The organism is uncultured Fibrobacter sp. (assembly GCF_900316465.1).
Classification (GTDB): domain Bacteria; phylum Fibrobacterota; class Fibrobacteria; order Fibrobacterales; family Fibrobacteraceae; genus Fibrobacter.
This window is the reverse complement of sequence record NZ_ONDD01000002.1, coordinates 112550-130176: the sequence shown is the minus strand read 5'-3', so window position 1 is coordinate 130176 and position 17627 is coordinate 112550. Positions and strand designations below refer to the sequence as shown.

13 protein-coding genes and 1 pseudogene are annotated in these 17627 nt (G+C 47.1%); 6 read left to right on the top strand and 8 right to left on the bottom strand.

Annotated elements, in window-relative coordinates; genetic code table 11:
• Positions 1-81 precede the first annotated feature (81 nt).
• Positions 82-1422, top strand: coding sequence for a threonine synthase (gene thrC, locus QZN53_RS01420; protein WP_163436949.1), 1341 nt, complete (start codon positions 82-84; stop codon positions 1420-1422).
• Between the two features lie 120 nt (positions 1423-1542).
• Here the strand turns inward: thrC and QZN53_RS01415 are convergent, their stop codons facing one another.
• Genes QZN53_RS01415 through QZN53_RS01405 form a run of 3 tightly spaced genes read right to left on the bottom strand, consistent with a single transcriptional unit; the run spans position 1543 to position 3743 of the window.
• Positions 1543-1674: a hypothetical protein gene (locus QZN53_RS01415; protein WP_294651057.1), complete on the bottom strand. Its 132-nt coding sequence runs from the start codon at positions 1672-1674 to the stop codon at positions 1543-1545.
• A 17-nt stretch (positions 1675-1691) separates the two neighbouring features.
• Positions 1692-3518 (bottom strand): hypothetical protein, encoded by a 1827-nt coding sequence (locus QZN53_RS01410; RefSeq protein WP_163436948.1) that lies wholly within the window; start codon positions 3516-3518, stop codon positions 1692-1694.
• 48 nt (positions 3519-3566) lie between these two features.
• A complete protein-coding gene (locus QZN53_RS01405; protein WP_163436947.1) occupies positions 3567-3743 on the bottom strand; it encodes a hypothetical protein in 177 nt (58 codons plus the stop codon).
• 155 nt (positions 3744-3898) lie between these two features.
• On the opposite strand from QZN53_RS01405, the gene sufB reads away from it, so the two are divergent.
• Together sufB and QZN53_RS01395 are read left to right on the top strand one after the other, a co-directional pair.
• A complete protein-coding gene (gene sufB, locus QZN53_RS01400) occupies positions 3899-5338 on the top strand; it encodes a Fe-S cluster assembly protein SufB (RefSeq protein WP_294651053.1) in 1440 nt (479 codons plus the stop codon).
• Positions 5339-5420: 82 nt separating this feature from the next.
• The gene (locus QZN53_RS01395; RefSeq protein WP_163436945.1) at positions 5421-5966 is read left to right on the top strand and encodes a DJ-1 family glyoxalase III; all 546 of its coding nucleotides are present in this window, start codon (positions 5421-5423) and stop codon (positions 5964-5966) included.
• Between the two features lie 79 nt (positions 5967-6045).
• On the opposite strand, the gene QZN53_RS01390 is transcribed toward QZN53_RS01395, so the two are convergent.
• From QZN53_RS01390 to QZN53_RS01380, 4 genes and pseudogenes are all read right to left on the bottom strand, one after another.
• Positions 6046-12699: a polymer-forming cytoskeletal protein gene (locus tag QZN53_RS01390; protein WP_163436943.1), complete on the bottom strand. Its 6654-nt coding sequence runs from the start codon at positions 12697-12699 to the stop codon at positions 6046-6048.
• A gap of 11 nt (positions 12700-12710) precedes the next feature.
• Complete coding sequence (locus tag QZN53_RS01385) at positions 12711-13916, bottom strand: hypothetical protein (RefSeq protein WP_294651047.1); 1206 nt, start codon at positions 13914-13916, stop codon at positions 12711-12713.
• Positions 13917-13970: 54 nt separating this feature from the next.
• A pseudogene (locus QZN53_RS12960) lies at positions 13971-14066 on the bottom strand (prepilin-type N-terminal cleavage/methylation domain-containing protein); the annotation flags it as partial.
• 116 nt (positions 14067-14182) lie between these two features.
• Positions 14183-14677: a type II secretion system protein gene (locus tag QZN53_RS01380; protein WP_163436940.1), complete on the bottom strand. Its 495-nt coding sequence runs from the start codon at positions 14675-14677 to the stop codon at positions 14183-14185.
• Between the two features lie 100 nt (positions 14678-14777).
• Here QZN53_RS01380 and QZN53_RS01375 point away from each other — a divergent pair, with 100 nt between their 5' ends.
• From QZN53_RS01375 to QZN53_RS01365, 3 genes are all read left to right on the top strand, one after another.
• Positions 14778-15656 carry an Hsp33 family molecular chaperone HslO gene (locus tag QZN53_RS01375; RefSeq protein ID WP_163436939.1) on the top strand — a complete coding sequence of 293 codons (879 nt, stop codon included), beginning with the start codon at positions 14778-14780 and terminating at the stop codon, positions 15654-15656.
• Between the two features lie 40 nt (positions 15657-15696).
• Complete coding sequence (gene thrH / locus QZN53_RS01370) at positions 15697-16314, top strand: bifunctional phosphoserine phosphatase/homoserine phosphotransferase ThrH (RefSeq protein WP_163436938.1); 618 nt, start codon at positions 15697-15699, stop codon at positions 16312-16314.
• A gap of 206 nt (positions 16315-16520) precedes the next feature.
• Positions 16521-16835, top strand: coding sequence for a YbjQ family protein (locus QZN53_RS01365; protein WP_072798645.1), 315 nt, complete (start codon positions 16521-16523; stop codon positions 16833-16835).
• Between the two features lie 37 nt (positions 16836-16872).
• Here the strand turns inward: QZN53_RS01365 and trpA are convergent, their stop codons facing one another.
• A complete protein-coding gene (trpA, locus tag QZN53_RS01360) occupies positions 16873-17625 on the bottom strand; it encodes a tryptophan synthase subunit alpha (protein WP_163436936.1) in 753 nt (250 codons plus the stop codon).
• Between the last annotated feature and the right edge of the window lie 2 nt (positions 17626-17627).

Here is a 17627-nt window from a genome sequence, read left to right as displayed (position 1 = left end):
TCCGTGGAGAATATAGCAAATTAGGCTACAAATAACCGCGTGATTTTCCTATATTTACCCCCGAAAAAACTAGAGGATATTATGGCAAAGTTCAACGCCCATTTTAGAAACATCAACGGGGACGATACCTACCCGCTGACCGACGTCATTTACCGCAGCAAGGTTGACGGTAGCTTGCTCGAAGTCGAACACGACCGCGCAGCCCTTGCAAGCAAGAGCCCCGACGAATGGAAGAAGCTTTTCGCCGAACGCCGCATGAGCTTTGAACCGGCCGACATGAGCGGTATCTGGAGCAAGCGCGAAATGGTGCTCCCCGACATGCCTCTCGAAGACATCGTCACGATGCGCGAAGGTTGGAGCCCGCTCTTTGACGCCGCTCCGCTCGCCAAGGAAATGGGAATCAAGAGCCTCAAGGTAAAGCTTTGCGGCAACTCCCACACCGGTTCTTTCAAGGACCTCGGCATGACGGTTCTCGTGAGCCAGGTGAACCACATCATCAAAAAGAAGATTCACGAAATCGACGCCGTGGCTTGCGCCTCTACCGGCGACACCTCTGCAGCCCTCAGCGCCTACTGCGCCAAGGCAGGCATTCCGAGCATCGTGTTCCTGCCCGCCGGCAAGACCAGCGTTGCCCAGCTGATCCAGCCGATTTCCAACGGCAGCATCGTGCTCGCCCTCGACACCGACTTTGACGGTTGCATGAAGATTGTTCAGCAGGTCACTGCCGACAACCGCATTTACCTCGCCAACTCCATGAACAGCCTCCGCGTAGAAGGCCAGAAGACGATTTCTCCGGAAATCTGCCAGGAAATGGGCTGGAAGGTGCCCGACACCGTGATTATCCCGGGCGGTAACCTCGGTAACGTGAGCGCTCTGGCCAAGGGTTTCGAAGACTGCAAGGCTATGGGCCTCATCGACCGCATTCCTCGCATTATCGTGGCTCAGGCCGAAAACGCCAACCCGTTCTTCCAGGCTTACGAACGCGGCTTCGACAAGCTCGTTCCGATGCAGGCCAAGAAGACTCTCGCTTCTGCCATCCAGATTGGTAACCCGGTCAGCTATCCGAAGGCCGTGCGCGCCATCCAGAAGACGAACGGCATGGTCGTGAGCGTTACTGAAGAAGAACTCGCCAATGCAGCCCACCGCGGCGACCGTATCGGTCTCTACTGCTGCCCGCACACTGGTGTCGCTCTCGGCGCCCTCGAAAAGCTCGTGGCCGCAGGCAAGATCGACAAGGAAGAAAACGTGGTCGTCATCAGCACGGCACACGGCCTCAAGTTCACCGAATTCAAGGTCGGCTACCACGAAAAGAAGCTCGAAAACATCTGCTCCAAGTTCGCGAACCCCGTGTTCAAGGCGACCGCAGACCTCGGCGCCGTCATGGACATCTTGAAGAAAGAAATGGCAGAACGTCGTCGCTAATGCGACAGCATTAGCAAATGGCATTCAGAAGACGCTAATCAACCCGTTCCATTTCTAAAAGGCATTAAAACAGCCCCGGATTTTCATCCGGGGCTTCGTTTTTAATTGAGTTTCTACATCTTAGGCATCATGCTTAGATGTTTCGTCAAGCATGCCAAGCGGTCCAGCATAACTGCTCTGTAACAAGGATTCTTGACGCTTGAGAATAACCTCTTTCATTTCAGGCACACGATATTCTTTTTTATTTTCCATATTTGTTCCTCCTGTTTTTAAAACTTAGTTTTTTTGCCATAGTAAGCGCCATTGGCTTTGGGCTTGCCCTTCAAATTACGACCATTAAGATCATACGACTGATGTTCACGACTCATACGGATTACACCCGTACGCGTATTAAGCGTGCCGATAACCGTTGTCTGTTCACCGTCCTTATTAACAACAACCACTTCCATATTTTCGGGCAGCGACTGTATCAGAGCCTCCTTTTCGCTCGAAGAAATCTGCGCACCTTTCAAGGGCTTCGGCGGATTGAACACGATATAAGCGCGCATGGGATTGATTGAAGCCCCAGCTCCCACCTTGACAAAATCACCTATTGCGTAATCGCCCTCTTCTCTAGCGGCAAAGCCATAGACCGATCTGTATTTCAGTTCATCTTCGTCCCAAGTTTTATACGAGTATGTGCCGCGGAACTCCCACGGTGTAACTTCGCCCACGTTGAGCCCTTCCGTCGTTTTTTCAATCGTGACAGCCTTCTGAACAGCAATGTAGGAATCGCTTGTCTTGATGATATAGGGAGTATTCGCCTTCAAAGTGAAAGAATCAAAAGATCCATACCAATCCCACAATTCATCCACCTCAACCTGTTCCGCACCAGTCACGGAATCCTGTGAAATTCCCGCAAAGGCAAGAACTTTAGCTACACCATACAGGATGTCAGTGTTGACATCGAACGGGAACATAATCGTAGAATAAGCATCGCGCGTAAATTTGCGTTTAATCGCAACACGATTCACCTTAATTGGACTATCCACTTTAACCGTATCTTTACCATCATAATCGCCATCGATAACAGCCCAAGTCTCTATTTGATTCTTATGGACCGAGAGAGCGCCAAAATACTGAACAGCATCAACGATTTTGAAGTTCCTGACGGCGACACCGTAATAATCCTTATTGTTTGCAAATATGGTCATACGGGCTGTACCGACACCAACATTGTTTTCGCATTTGACGGTATAATCGGAACCCAAGACTAGTCGATCTTCAGCATTCATCGAGTCGAATTTATGGTGATCCGTAATCACGACCTCAGGGCAAATGGAATCCCCCGTATATGGCTGATCAGGAATATCAGAAATAGTGATGCTATCATGAGAAAGCCATCGCTGCGAAACGATTTCAGAACAGCGTTCAGGGCAACCACCATTATAGGGGCCAATTGCGCAAATGTTAAAATCATAGGTGCCGACAACATCTTGCATTCTAAAATGAATTGCAACAAGCTGCTTTACTGCATCTTCACCACTGATATGCAAACCTTTATTAGATACCCAAGTAGGCTGCTTAAAATCACTCCACTTAAACTGCAGACTGGTATCTTTATTTGTTACAGGGAGCGTCACATACGGATTTCCATATTCCATATCATGGTCGACTTTTTCGCCAAGACCTAACTGAAGAGTCGTTCTCGCAGTCGAGCGATATGTAATACAAAGGCCACCCCAATTAGAAGCATCTCCCGAAGCCGAAGTCGTATCCGTATCGGACGTTTGTCCCACGACGTTGAAGGCAACCATCGCATAAGGATAATCAAACCCTTTTTCTAGCATGGCGGTTCCGCAAAGACCATCACAACGCTCTAGTACTGGAGTCACATCTGTGGGGCTATATTCGTTTCCTAATTCTGCAGGCCAGATAATACTTGATTCTCCACCATCTATAGAATCACTTATAACGAACCAGCGACCTTCCGTTTCGGTTGCATTTCCGAGTTCCGTATTGACAGAACTATGCTGATACACCCCAAGCCAGGTTTCAAAGCCAAACGAAGTGGATGCCGCAAGCAATGACGCTAGGCCCAATAACACTCTATTCATTTATTCTCGTCCTTCTTTTTGCAGTTTGTATAAACAAACTTACAAAAATCAGTACGATTTGCCATCCAGCCGTTCCCCGATGACCAGGCTCAAGTAAGCAATTGCGGCCGATACCGACGCGACAACACTACCAGAACCATAGAACATGACTCCAAACACAGCCGGAGCAAGCATCAGGAGTGCGGAAAACAGGATATTGTTGTTTGCGATGCTAAAATGATTCATAATTTACCTCTTTTTTACGCAAACAAATATACCTATAAAATACTGACAAAAATTGTCATTTTCAGTATTCATTTTTTGCGGAATTGCGTGTAGGGAGTCTTCATTATGACAATTTGCACCATTGCAGTGGACGCATCACGCATCTTTTTCTAAATTTGCACGCGCAAAAAAGGAATAAAATGAGCGAAAACTACAAATACGGTTTTGTAACGGATATCGAGAACGAGGCCTTCGAGAAAGGTCTGAACGAAGATGTCATCCGCAGGGCGTCCAAGCTCCGTGGTGAACCGCAGTTCATGCTCGATTTCCGACTGAAAGCGTATGAAAAGCTCAAGACCATGGAGCAGCCGAACTGGGGCGAACTGAGTTTTGCTCCGGTCGATTTGCAAGACATCGTCTACTACTCCGCCCCGAAGACCAAGAAAAGCCACGAAAAGATTGAAGACGTAGACCCGGAACTCTTGGCCACCTTCGAAAAGCTCGGCATTCCGCTCGACGAACAGAAGCGTCTTGCCAACGTGGCTGTGGACGCGGTCTTTGACTCGGTCAGCATTTACACCAGCCATAAGCGCAAGCTCATGGAAATGGGCATTCTGTTCTGCAGCATTAGCGACGCCATCAAGGAATATCCCGAACTGATTGAGGAATACCTGGGCTCGGTCGTGCCTGCAGGCGACAACTATTTTGCAGCACTGAACAGCGCGGTCTTTGGCGACGGAAGCTTTGTGTACATTCCGCCTGGAGTCAAGTGCCCGATGGATCTTTCCACCTACTTCCGCATCAACAACAAGGAAGCTGGCCAGTTCGAACGCACCTTGATCATCGCTGATGAAGGTGCGAGCGTCAGCTACCTGGAAGGTTGCACGGCGCCGGAATTCAGCAGCAAGCAGTTGCACAGCGCTATCGTGGAACTGGTGGCGAAGGACAACGCCAGCATCAAGTATTCCACCGTGCAGAACTGGTACGCGGGCGACCGCGAAACGGGAGCCGGCGGCGTGTACAACTTTGTCACGAAGCGCGGAAAGTGTGCCGGCAAGAACAGCCGCATCAGCTGGACGCAGGTCGAAACGGGCTCTGCCATCACGTGGAAGTATCCGAGCTGCGTGCTGCTGGGCGATAATTCCGTCGGAGAATTCTACAGCGTGGCCCTCACCAACGGGCACATGCAGGCCGATACCGGCACCAAGATGATCCACATAGGCAAGAACACCAAGAGCACGATTATCAGCAAGGGCATCAGTGCCGACTATTCTAGCAACGCCTACCGCGGCGAAGTGAACATTCACAAGTCGGCCACGGGTGCCCGCAACTACACGCAGTGCGACAGCATGCTCGTGGGCGACAAGAGTGCGGCACACACGTTCCCGTATATCACCGTCGCAAACGCAAGTTCCACCACCGAACACGAAGCAACCACCAGCCGCATTAGCAAAGACCAGCTTTTCTACTTCGAAAGCCGCGGCATCAAGCGCGAAGACGCCATCCAGGCAATGGTCGGCGGATTCTGCAAAGACGTATTCAAGGAACTCCCTGGTGAATTCGCCACGGAAGCTCGCCAGTTGCTGACTTTAAAGCTAGAACACAGCGTCGGGTAGCAGCCTCAAAAAACTTGTCATGCCGGCCCCAATCCGGCATCTTTTTTTTATTACCTTTTGAACATCCTTTCACGGAGGTTTTATGCAGATCTTATTCTTGATGGCAGATGGTTTCGAAGAAACCGAATTCGCCACCCCCTTTGACTACTGGCAGCGTGGCGGCCTGAATGTGACCCTCGCATCCATTAGCGACAGTTTGTCCGTAACGGGTAAGCTCGGGCTCCGTATTCAAGCAGATATTCTGCTGAAGGACGCCGACCTTGCACAGTTTGATGCCATTTACCTCCCTGGCGGGGGTCTGGGCGTCAAGAATCTCGCGGCAAGTGCTGCTGTCGAAGCAACCATCAAGCAGTTTGATGCTCAAGGCAAGTGGATTTTCGCCATCTGCGCTGCCCCTCTGGTGCTTTCGAAGGCCGGAATCCTCAAGGACCGCAAGTGCACTTGTTTCCCGGGCTGCGAAGGCGACCTCGTCTGCAAGCAGTACCTGACCGACCGCGTGGTGGTCGACGGCAAGTTGATTACCAGCCGCGGTGCCGGCTCTGCTGAAGAATTCGCCTTCGAAAGCCTCGCTCAAGTAGCGGGTCGCGAAATCTGCGAAAAGATTCGTGAGCAGGTGGTTGCCCGCTAAGGCGTTCAATTTTTTTTCACAAAATAAACCCGAACAGCATTTATGCAGTCCGGGTTTAATTTTAGAGTTTTGCCAGCCACTAATTATTGGTTAGCATACATTTCAAATCACCAGCACTTGTAATAGTTATAGATTTACCATTTGTACACGAGAAAGAATTATTATACAGTCTCGGAGTTGTTGACTGCTCTTGTTTTCCAACACTCCATTTTGAAGAAGTGCCATTGTCACAATCTTTCTTCGGACAACATTTTACACTAACTGCTGTACAATTCGCAGCATCATGGCAATTAATCGTTCTTGTCCCACTCGGAATTTCAGTTCCATTTCCAATGCTGTTCACACATGAAAGACTTACTGGCTTCAGATTCTCGCTAGGAGTTTCATCGCCTTCATTATTTCCATTACCATTGTTATTATCGCCACTATTATTATTTTCGACCATAGTGACAGTAAATGTGCAATTATCCATAGCAGAGCCATTTAAATACACAGTATAAGTTCCGTTTTCTTCTATGTCAACAGGCCCCATACCAGAATTTCCGAGAGAAGACGATCCCTTATTAACATCAACTTCACCCTTCTTCACAACTACAACACAATCGTTGTTGTCACAACCACTAACACTAGAAATAGTGTAGGAAACACTACCTGTAGTTTCATCCGTTGTATACGAACAGGTTGCAGATACTGAATTGGAGTTGTTTTGATTCTGATTTTCTCCAGAATTTTCACCTGAGTTATCGCCGGAATTCTGATTACCAGAATTGTTTGTAGAAGAACCGGAAACTTCATAGGCTACAGCTCCACCACACGCAAGTTCACCATTTAAGGTCAGCACCAAGGTATAAGATCCAGGGCCAAGATCTAATGTTTGAGTAAAGGATGTTGACGCAGAGGTAACCGATTCGCTGCCAAGGACATTTCCTTGGACATCGTTATACCACAACTTTGCCAAAGCAGTTCCCGACGAGGGTCCCGTTATGTCAGCCATAAACGTCCCATTCTCTACACGGCAATTTGTTGCCGCTGCCGAAGTTACCGTGTTCACCTTAACAGTCGCTTCGCAAACGGACAACGTTGAATATCTCAATCGATACGTTAATTCTGTATTCCCAACGGTGTTAATATCAGAAGGGGTCCAGCTCTGGTACTCACAAGAAATGTCATCCGTACAATTTTTACTGTAATTTACAGACTGAGCGTTTACCTTACCCACAAGTTCTACAGTCGCATTACAGCCTCCCGAAGGACAATCTTTCAGATAGTACTTAAAGGCCGGTAAATTCTCACCAGCATCAATTTCATCATCGTCAACCAAGCACGACATGGTTGTTTTTTTCACCGTTACTGTATTTGTTTGACAAGTAGTCACAACGCCTTCTTTATCGGTCATCGTAATGGTAAAAGAATAATTCTTTGAATTTTCATCATTACCAAAACCACTATAAATACTAGACCCAGGCACATAGAACGAACCATTCGCCGGGCAATCCTGAGTTACATCTTCAAGATAGTCATCATTTTCGTTATTAGAAACGGTACAACCACCATTAGCCGCATTTATGGTATTCGTAATTGTGGAATTAATTATAAAGCCACTACCATCAAAGGCTACTGTACAATCAAAAAGCCCTGGAGCATTACCACAATAGCTCTGCAAGTCCGAAACGGTAAAGCTAGATGTCCCTTCAAACCTTACAGCAGTCACCGTTTGAGGATCAAAACCCATCTTATCTGAAACCTGCGTGGCATAAAATTCGATAGTTCCATTCGAATTTATGGGATATGGATCGCTAGCTACATTATTTTGGTCAATCAAATACGCATTAACGGACCCTGTCAATCCTGAAATGACCATTGAGATTTTAGAGTCCCTCAAATTTGCATATTCTCCATTGGGCATATTGACATAGCAAGGATCGTCAGCAAAGCATTCTTTCCTTTGTTCAAAGGATTGTTCATGTTTGGAACAAGGTATAATGTCACCCACATAAAAACGTCCGCAATCCGAAGAATAGGTGGTACTGCCACATGTAATTTGAACCGTAGCATTTTTTGCATAACCACTTAATTTATAATGGCTAAACAATGTTTTCGAGGTATCAATCTTGTGGTATCCTTGGTCTTCAAAATTATAGGTAGAGCCATTCAACTGTCCACCCTTATCCCAGAAGCCACCTATTTGGTCTCTAGAACAATCCAATACATTTCCAAGATATTTGAAATCCTTGGCATACAAGCTACCATCCATATCGCAACCATTGTAGTAATATTTTATTGTTTTGCAGTTGTTTTCGCTAAACCAGCTAGAAGCACCAACCCAAGGGGTGACATTTTCATTCCTTGGCACCGTTCCGCCAATGTACTGGTTTGCGAAAGAGCAATAGATTCGAGGAGTATCAAAGCACTCATTGCTATAGGTTTCAGACGTCCAAGAGATATCCTTATAGCGATAGAACGCATTGAACATTTTCAAGCCAATATACTCATGCCCCGGAGCACCATAAGACAATGACGTATTATGCAACTTGCTCAAATCAAACGATGCAAAACCTAAATTGTGAGAACCGGCACTAATGAGAGCCGTATTAAAGTCAAAATCAACGGTAAGCGAAGCTCCTTCTAAAGTAATATTCATCGATACGTCCGTTAGACTCGACAAAGGAACAAAGCCACCATTAAACTTATTTGTCAGTTCCGTATCAAGGCAATCGGAGCCATCATTATCCTGTCCTTCAACATAGCAAACACGGACCCTGGCACCATAGTCACCATCAGCCACATAAAAAGCCTTATACAAGGTTACAGCCAAATAACTCGTGCCCCCAGCATCGGATCTAAGCACAGCCCCATCATTTAAATCATCTCCATCATTCATAACATTTTGCAACATTGCCGTTGCATCAAACGGAAGTTTCATTTTCAAGGACATTTTTCCGTTTGTACCTGCCTTAGCACGATGCAGAAGCATTGTTGGGGCATAACTATCAAACACATTAAATATGTCAAGATCAAAAGCTCCTGGTGCTCGAAGTAAGCCGTCATCAAATATGAGTTCTCCCAAGGTTCCGCCGGTAGTGGAGGGCTGTGTAAAAGAGCGATATTCATGTCCATGTTTTACACAAATACCCAGAACCCTTTTTAAACATTCGCTTGTTCTTTTTGCACCAGAATTGGTGTAAATAAGCAACCAATTCGCTTCGGGGTCATAACCTTCGTAAGCGCTACCTTCTCCACCTACAGAACAATGATATCCGTTCTTACAACGGTCAATACAATTTTCATAAGTATTGTTTGGGCACCAAATCCTAAGGGGTTCATTCACGCCTTTACTACTTACGTGATTTCCAAATGAATCAAAGAAGCAATGCTCATCTCTTTTATTAAAGTATGCCGTCAAGGTATCTGTCCCACCAATCAGGTATGGCTCTGAAACGGGATGATCGTCAACTTTATGACCTTCACAATCAACACCAGCACAGCCCCAATAAGTAAATTTATTCGAGCCATAGTTTTTTGCCTCAGCCTTTACACGATAATTTGAATACACTTGGTAAACCTGGTAACCATTCTCTGTAGAAGAAGAGCTAATCACCGTATATGGAGCAGATTCATCTTCAGCATCTTTTACGGAAATTTGAGTTGTCACACCTTCTGCGCCATCTGTCTTCACGTACAACTTATAGGCTTTACGCTTTAACGAGCCATAAAGCGAGTATGTTCCACCATTTTCGGCTTCCAAGCTAGTATCCGGAATAAATGCCACACAATGAGGCGATATATTACGTTTCTCCAAATGAATGGCATAATTCGTTCCGCAAGTCCAAGAACTATTGTCTGTAACTGTTGTCAAGGAATTACAATACGGGTACACCCAAACACCCGTCTGCAATGAGCCACAGTTAGGCCAATCGAGGCTAGCAACGGAAGCACAATTATAAGAATTATTATCAGACCCCGTAATATTAGCATGTCCCGTACCTGCGCAATATGTTGCCGGAATAGCAACACGATTGATTGTTGCAGAACCAGAAACGGAGACCTCGTAAGTTGCAGGGGAACCCACAACACAACCGCTCAAAGGCTCAGCAAGTTCAAAATGAACCGTAGCCGCCTCTGCATTAGCCGGTGCCGAAATTTTGAACAATGGCTTTGTGGCATTCGTCGCATTAAACGTTACAAGGTAAGACCTCATACCATCTACACCAGAGGTCACCGCTTGAGGCACAACGCCAGGCTCTGCATAAAGGGTCCAAGATTCCGGCAAATTATAGACATTGACACCAACGTACATTGTTGCTGAGCCAGTAGCCTGCTGTACGCGCATATTGATTGTAGCGGGGCTACCGCCTGCAGAAATTTGAGCCCAATTCGGTTCTTCGAAGGATACCGCCGGAGTTTGTCCTCTCCTTCCGCTAACAACAACGTAGAACGGATTGTCTCCATACTCAGATTGGTAATTACAGGTATAGATTTCTTCTGGAACCATAACCGTTCCGTCATACGTCAACACAGGAGACAAGCCCGCCGGGGCACAAGCGACAGCACCTTCGCCATTGTATACAGCCTTGTTCAAGCGCAAAACATTGTAATAATCAGACAATTTACCGACAAGGTCCTGCGTCACATAAATAATACGAGGCATCACGAGAAGAGAGGCCTGAATATCGGTTCTCTTGGATTCATCAAGAGTTGCCGGGTCAATTTCTTTGTTCTTATACTGCGATTCAAGAGTAATATTCAATTGCGGAGCTGTTGACACATAATAATCATCATAAACACCACCATTACCCGCAGCCGCCGCAGCGGGTTCGGCTGTAGGATCCACAAGTCTCGTGAATTCAGGATTTTCCCTAATCAAACCGGCCGAAATCATTGTAGAGACAACTTTTTGATCAAACTCCAACCGAGTTCCCCCTTGTGTCTTAAGCAAACTACTACCTTGTTCAAGAATCATGGTTCCATTTAGTATCAAGCCATTGATTTCTTCAATATCACCCCTTGAAATTACCACATAATTGTGATCACCACCATCTGCATACGTTCGCCCCGCACCTTGTTCCAAATACAAGAAAACCATGCCATTAGCAGAAGTTGCTGGCAAAACAGGGTTATTTTCAAGTACTTCAGTAGAATAGAGAACAAATTTGTGATCTAAAGTATGGGTAGAATGCTTGTTATCAGTATTATTCCATCTAATAACCAAAAAACCATTGTAAAGTTGTGACTGCGAAACTGTCGTATAGCAGAGATTCAAGGCATCAATAGCAGCATCGTCCATATAAAAGTCGCCATCATCATCGATTCCTGCACAGTGTTCATTAGCCACTTGTGCTTTCCAAGCATTTTCATGATCCACTAACAACGGTTGAGGAATGGCGTCATCGACAATAAGCCTGCCATAAGCATTCATCTTTTCAATTTTAGTCCAATATTTGCCACTAACATTTTTCAAGACATCATCATCTTTGTCCCAGCTGCTTATTGTTTGGGTTTCAAAAGACGATGCTGAAATACTGGCAATTCGATGTTTTTTATTGTAATCATCACTATCGTAAATGGAATTTTGTACCGTTGTATTCTTATATATGCCTACTTCAGATTCATCAGAATTCTGATACAAAATTTTATAGTAAGTCGTCCCACTGTATTGATAAACCTTACCAGCGACTTCAATCTTCTTATCCTTATCCAAATCACCACATTGTCCGCCTGCAGTGCAATGCGCTTCAATCGTTTTCGGCAGATAAAGATTGCCTCCAACGGTTATTGAAGAATACCGATTAAAACTGGTTCCATCTAAATTATAATCCAGCGAGCCAGTCTCAGTAAAAACCATATTTCCATCTACCGAAATATAAGCACTGTTACTATTCGCAGCGACCTGCAAATTGCCAGCCACAGTCAAGTTGCCTTTAACATCTATATTACAACCACTGACAGATCCTCCAATATACAAGTCTCCATACACGGTTATAGGTTGACCACTTGCACATGTTATGTTTCCACCCACATAAGCAACCAAAGTATCAAGAATATGAGGATTATTACTACCGATAGTGATGGCTGCCGGAGCCGTAATATTTTCGCCGATATAAACATCTCCTCCATGAGTAATATCACCACCATATACAGCATCGCCTGTAATAACCATTTTTGAGTCAATTACAGGAGTGTTATTGGCTGAAAAATCCCCCGTAATCAAACCCGATTGCAAAAAATCATTACTGGTAATACCGGCATGTCCACCCGCAAAAGGATCGTTAAAATGGAGGCCCATTAGCTTTTCAGGAATTTTCACTCGATACAAGCCATTTACCTTTAAAATGGAGTTTTCGCTATACGTCGCAGCGCCACCACGGGCCGTACCGACAGAAGTAATCTTTAGGCGATAAGGAGCTGCAGCCACATCGGCTCCAGTGAGCCACACCGAGTAATCTTGCTTATGAGAACCGAATGCCTTTACAACAGCATCCAACCTGACTGGCTTTTTTCCACCATCAATGTATTGACGAATCACCGCACCCACATCGTTCGCATGGTAAGTCATCCATGCGCGAACGGCATCCAAGCCGGCCTTTGAAGCCTGTTGTGCTTCGGCCACATTCATTCGGCTTGCGCTGGAGCCTTGTGCCGACGAAAGCCACTTATACGTAGCCGTAGCGGCAATCGTTGCTATCAACATAAACAGCAACACGGTAACAAGCGATACACCCTTCTTATTAAACATATCTGCCCCCCTTAGTCCGTAAGACCATTACTTGGGATTGGAATAACTTGTCGAATCGTAGAACCCTCTCCATGACGTTTTGCCACCACCTTAAGCAGCAACCCCTTAATATTCTTTTTGTCCTTCTTGAACTCAGTATGATTAGGATCATCAGGATAGTAGTTTTCATCGGAAAAATCAAAGTTGGAAGATTCCACCTTTTTCAAAGCAACTTCACGGAAGGTCACTGTTCCCGAGGCAGCAATGGGAGAATAGCTTGCAAAGGTAAACGCCATGCAAGCATCGGCCGCTTGAGTCTTTACAGAAAAGCGGAACGTTCGTTCAGGCGGTTCAGTCGTAGAAGCCGGCATAAAAAAGTTAAAGTCATCTAGACCAGCAAACTTGGCGCCATCCAAATTTCTAAAGCCCACCGAGGCATAATCGCGGCCAGGGCAGAACATTCTGCTTTCATTGTTGTCATACGGCACTTTGAACGAGATTTCGTATTCCACTTGGGGCTCCAGCGTCACCTTTTTACACAACGTTTTCCAAGTTCCCGTGGAACCATCACTTTCGGCCACAAACACCTGGTTTGCCCTTTGCCCTGCAGAAACAGGTTCATGATTATCGTAATCGTAATTCGTGGCAAAGCCCGACAAGGCTACCGCCTCCCCACCTGCAGCAGGATCAACAGCCAGCATTTCAAAATACTCTTCACCATAACGCGGGACAAATCTAAACGCTTTCACTGAGGCATCTGTACTCGGCAACAAGTAAGAAAGTTCCTCCGATGATTTATCCACTGTAGACACGACTCTCGGCTTTGCAGGAATAACCTTAAAGGTATCGATAAAGTCTGCAACTTCTACGCGTTCTGGATCATCATCATCGCTTGGGCAATCACTCGACGCAGTCGAAGACGTATTAGGTACCGTATGGCAAAAACGGTACAGTTTTTTTCCTTCGGTAAACCACTTTACCTCTTCAACCGCCTTAAACTGGCCATCATCGTCATAGCGAACACGGCGTACCGTCAAAGTGTCCGTGTTACAAGTACCGCAAGACCTAGCTATTCTAAACGAAGAATAATCTTCGTCCCCAGCAGTCACATCCATATAAACGGCATCCTTCTTAAAGAAAGACCCTGCTGCATCTTTAGCACTTTTTGCGCCCGTCTGACCGATATCGTCTAATAAATAGAAGGCCACATCGCTTGCAATCGCGTTGGAGCGAATCATACCTTCTGAGCGAACTCTAAACTTGGTGCTATCACTAAAAACTTGGCCTGCAATAACCACAATTATACCCAACAGTGCCATATACACCATGAGTTCAATGAGAGTAAAACCACCCTTCTTGCAGCTATTTTTAATCAATATATTTTTCATGTCCTTCTTACCATGAAAACCAGACTACCGACAATAGTATTCCGTGCAGTAATTAATATAATCTTTTTTTACATTAATGGCTCAAAAAACGACGAAAAAGCCCAAAAACGGGGTTTCTATCGCAGGATTGTGGACATATTTATTGAGTGCGGAGTGCCTTTATAGGTCCACTCCACTTCTATATCCACTTTTTTGGCATAAACATGCTGGGTCGTGTGGTAATAAGAAGCGTTACTCTCTTGATAATCCGCATCGTTAGATATACCCAAACGGACCGTATAATCAACGGTCATTTTATGGCCCGAAGATGCCCCCGGTTTACCATCCCACTGACGGGTTTTATGGAGAACAATCTTATTTCCGCTAGTAGGCATCTGCAAAGAGGGCACCCCTACGGCAGACAAGGAATCAAGGACTTCTTGAGCAACTGCCACCGCTCCATCGCGGGAGCGAATGCGGATAATCGAGTCTCTATTGCTGGTTTGCAGCAAGTTCAAGGCAACAATCATAAAACCCAAAACCAGCGAAGAAATCAGAATTTCAACAATTCCGAAACCGGCTTTGCGACGGCGCACTTCAGGAGAAATGCTCTTTTTGGTCCAAAAACGCATAAATGATGCCACCCTCCATTAAATACACGAATACACCCATAAAGATAATATTATTTAACAGAAAAGGATTCACTTTTTTTCATTTTACTAAATTTGGGCTATGAATTTCAAGGACCGCATTATCCGCGCTACGGGCAAGAAGACGCCCTTCCGCCTGATTGTCGTCGACTTGACCGCGACGATGAACGAAATCGGCAAAAAGCATAACGCACAGGGTTTCGCCCTCAAGCTCTTGGCCGAAAACTCCATCGCAAGCATTTTCTTGAGCGCTTCGCTCAAGTTCCCAGGCACAGTGAGCTTTACCACCCGTTTCTCGGGCGAAATCACGCTGGTGCAGTCGGACTCCACGCCGCAAGGCCTGGTGCGCGCCATGATTCCGCAGCCGGAACTCCAGGCTGTTGGCGGTAACGAACCCGCCCTGATTCCGCAGAGCGTCCGCGTCGTCAAACTGAACGAACAGGGCAAGCGCGTCCATGAAAGCATTATCGAGGCTCCCGCCGTATCGATGGGCCAGAACCTCGCCACCTACCTTTTGCAGTCCGAACAGATCCGCTCGGCCGTGGGCATCGAAGCCGCCTTCAACAAAGAAGACCCGAGCAAGCTCGACTACGCCGCCGGTTTCTACATCGAAGCCTTCCCCGACCTCGAAGACAAGGACATCAACCTAATCGAAGTCATCATCCAGAACTTGCCGAAGTTCTGCGACATGAACACGCCCGAAGGCTTTGACCTGGACGAGCTCCTGGACCAGCTGCGCGGCCCCTACGAAATCGATATCGTGAAAGAAATCGACCCGAAGGCCTACTGCCCCTGCAGCCGCGAACGCACCGTGGCAACGCTTGCCACACTCCCGCTCAAGGACTTGCAGGATCTCGAAAAAGAAGGCAAGGACCTCGAAGTGATTTGCGACTTCTGCCGCACCCCGTACCAGATTACGATTGCGGATTTAAGAGAAATTATTAAGGAACGAAAGAAATAAACGTTAAGGAGATCCCCGCCTTCGCGGGGATGACATTAGTATGTTCACAAAGCAATGTGTCGTTACCCTGGACCTTGAAGGTGTCCTCGCCCCTGAAATCTGGATCGCCGTCGCCGAAAAGACCGGCATCAAGGACCTGCGCCTGACTACGCGCGACATTCCCGACTACGACGTGCTCATGAAGGGCCGCATCAAGATTTTGGAACGCGAAAACATCAAGCTTTCGGACATCCAGAACGTGATCGCAAACCTCGGACTCCTCGACGGCGCCCGCGACTTTATGGACAAACTCCGCGACGAAGCCCAGGTGATCATTCTTTCGGACACTTTCCAGGAATTCGCCTACCCCATCATGAAGAATCTCGGATTCCCGACGATCTTCTGCCACAACCTGGAAGTCGAAAACGACATGATCAAGGGCTACCACCTGCGCCTTAACGACCAGAAGACAAAAGTCGTGAAGCACCTGCAGGACCTGAACTTCAAGGTGTTTGCCTCGGGCGATTCCTTCAACGACACGGGCATGCTCAAGCAGGCCGACAAGGGCTGCTTCTTCTGCGCCCCGGATTCCATCGTCGCCCAGTTCCCGCAGCTCGAAGCCACCAAGACCTACGCCGAACTCCTGGAAAAGTTCCACCAGTTCCAGGCAACGCTGTAATTATCAAAAAGAAAAAGGGGGAAGCATCCCCTGCCTGCAGCCTAGCCCTGTTGTCATGCCCCGCTTGACGGGGCATTTCTTTTTTCAAGTCCCTAGATAATTGTTTTTTCGCTTTTATCAGTGACACTTTTATTTTGGCTAGGTGTTTTATTTATGTAATTTTGAAGCGACGCCGAAATTCGCGATTACAAAAAAAAGGAGAACATATGAAACTCTACACAACAGACTTTATCACCGGCAAGGAAATCGAAACTCTTCAGATGGTGCGCGGGAGCGTTGTCTTTAGCAAGAACGTGGTACGCGACGTATTTGCAGGACTCAAGACACTTGTAGGTGGCGAAATCGCCGGTTATACCGAAATGCTGAACGACGCTCGGAACATTGCTATTGAACGTATGGAAAATCAGGCCGGAATGATTGGGGCAGACGCCATCGTGAACGTGCGCTTCGCAACCGCCTCGGTGATGGCAGGCTCCGCAGAAATCATTGCCTACGGAACCGCCGTTAAGTTCAAGAAATAAGGGATGATCCCGGACCAAGTCCGGGATGACACTCGGATTACTTCCCCGCAATTTCTTTAGCCTTCGCCTCGATTTCGGCGATGGCTTTTTTGCGGCCTTCGGCGGAGTCTTCGTTAGAGAGCACGAGGTTCACGAACACGGAGCCCGCGACCACGGCGTACACATGCTTGCTGAGCACCTTGGACTGTTCGCCGTTACGGATACCGAAGCCGCCGAGTACCTTGGCGCCACCCTTACCGACAGTATCGATAAAGTCAAGCGTTGCCTGGTCAATCGTCGTTTCGCTACCGGTCGTACCCGCACGGAGTGCTGCGTAGATGTACTTGAAACCCTTGGAAGCCATCGTTTCGAGGCGTTCCTTGGTCATGCTAGGTGCTGCCACCGGAATGTTTTCGAGGCCGTGCTTCTTGCAAGCTTCGGTCAGGCCTTCGTCGCCGTCGAACGGCAAGTCCGGAATGATGCAAGCGGAAACGCCCACGTCCTTGCACATCTTGACGAAATTTTCGACGCCGGGGGTAAAGGCGAGCGAGCCATAAGTCATGATGTAGATTGGCGTTTCAGGGTGACGATCGTGAATCTTCTTCACGATTTCGAGGCCCTGCTTGGTGGAGTACCCCTTGTCAAGAGCAATGGTCGATGCCGTCTGAATAGCCGGACCGTCGGCGCTCGGATCACTGAAGGCAAGCTGAATTTCAAGGATATTTGCGCCACCCTTCACAAGTGCGTCGGCGATGGCGATAGAAGTTTCTGCGTCAGGAAAACCCGCAATAAGATGAGACATTAAATTCATGG

Bases quoted from the DNA above. Each gene is read 5' to 3' on its own strand.
- QZN53_RS01415 (WP_294651057.1), bottom strand. From the start codon at position 1,674: ATGGAAAATAAAAAAGAATATCGTGTGCCTGAAATGAAAGAGGTTATT.
- thrC (WP_163436949.1), top strand. From the start codon at position 82: ATGGCAAAGTTCAACGCCCATTTTAGAAACATCAACGGGGACGATACC.
- QZN53_RS01375 (WP_163436939.1), top strand. From the start codon at position 14,778: ATGAATTTCAAGGACCGCATTATCCGCGCTACGGGCAAGAAGACGCCC.
- QZN53_RS01385 (WP_294651047.1), bottom strand. From the start codon at position 13,916: ATGATTCGCTCCAACGCGATTGCAAGCGATGTGGCCTTCTATTTATTA.
- QZN53_RS01410 (WP_163436948.1), bottom strand. From the start codon at position 3,518: ATGAATAGAGTGTTATTGGGCCTAGCGTCATTGCTTGCGGCATCCACT.
- trpA (WP_163436936.1), bottom strand. From the start codon at position 17,625: ATGAATTTAATGTCTCATCTTATTGCGGGTTTTCCTGACGCAGAAACT.
- QZN53_RS01380 (WP_163436940.1), bottom strand. From the start codon at position 14,677: ATGCGTTTTTGGACCAAAAAGAGCATTTCTCCTGAAGTGCGCCGTCGC.
- QZN53_RS01395 (WP_163436945.1), top strand. From the start codon at position 5,421: ATGCAGATCTTATTCTTGATGGCAGATGGTTTCGAAGAAACCGAATTC.
- thrH (WP_163436938.1), top strand. From the start codon at position 15,697: ATGTTCACAAAGCAATGTGTCGTTACCCTGGACCTTGAAGGTGTCCTC.
- QZN53_RS01365 (WP_072798645.1), top strand. From the start codon at position 16,521: ATGAAACTCTACACAACAGACTTTATCACCGGCAAGGAAATCGAAACT.
- QZN53_RS01390 (WP_163436943.1), bottom strand. From the start codon at position 12,699: ATGTTTAATAAGAAGGGTGTATCGCTTGTTACCGTGTTGCTGTTTATG.
- QZN53_RS01405 (WP_163436947.1), bottom strand. From the start codon at position 3,743: ATGAATCATTTTAGCATCGCAAACAACAATATCCTGTTTTCCGCACTC.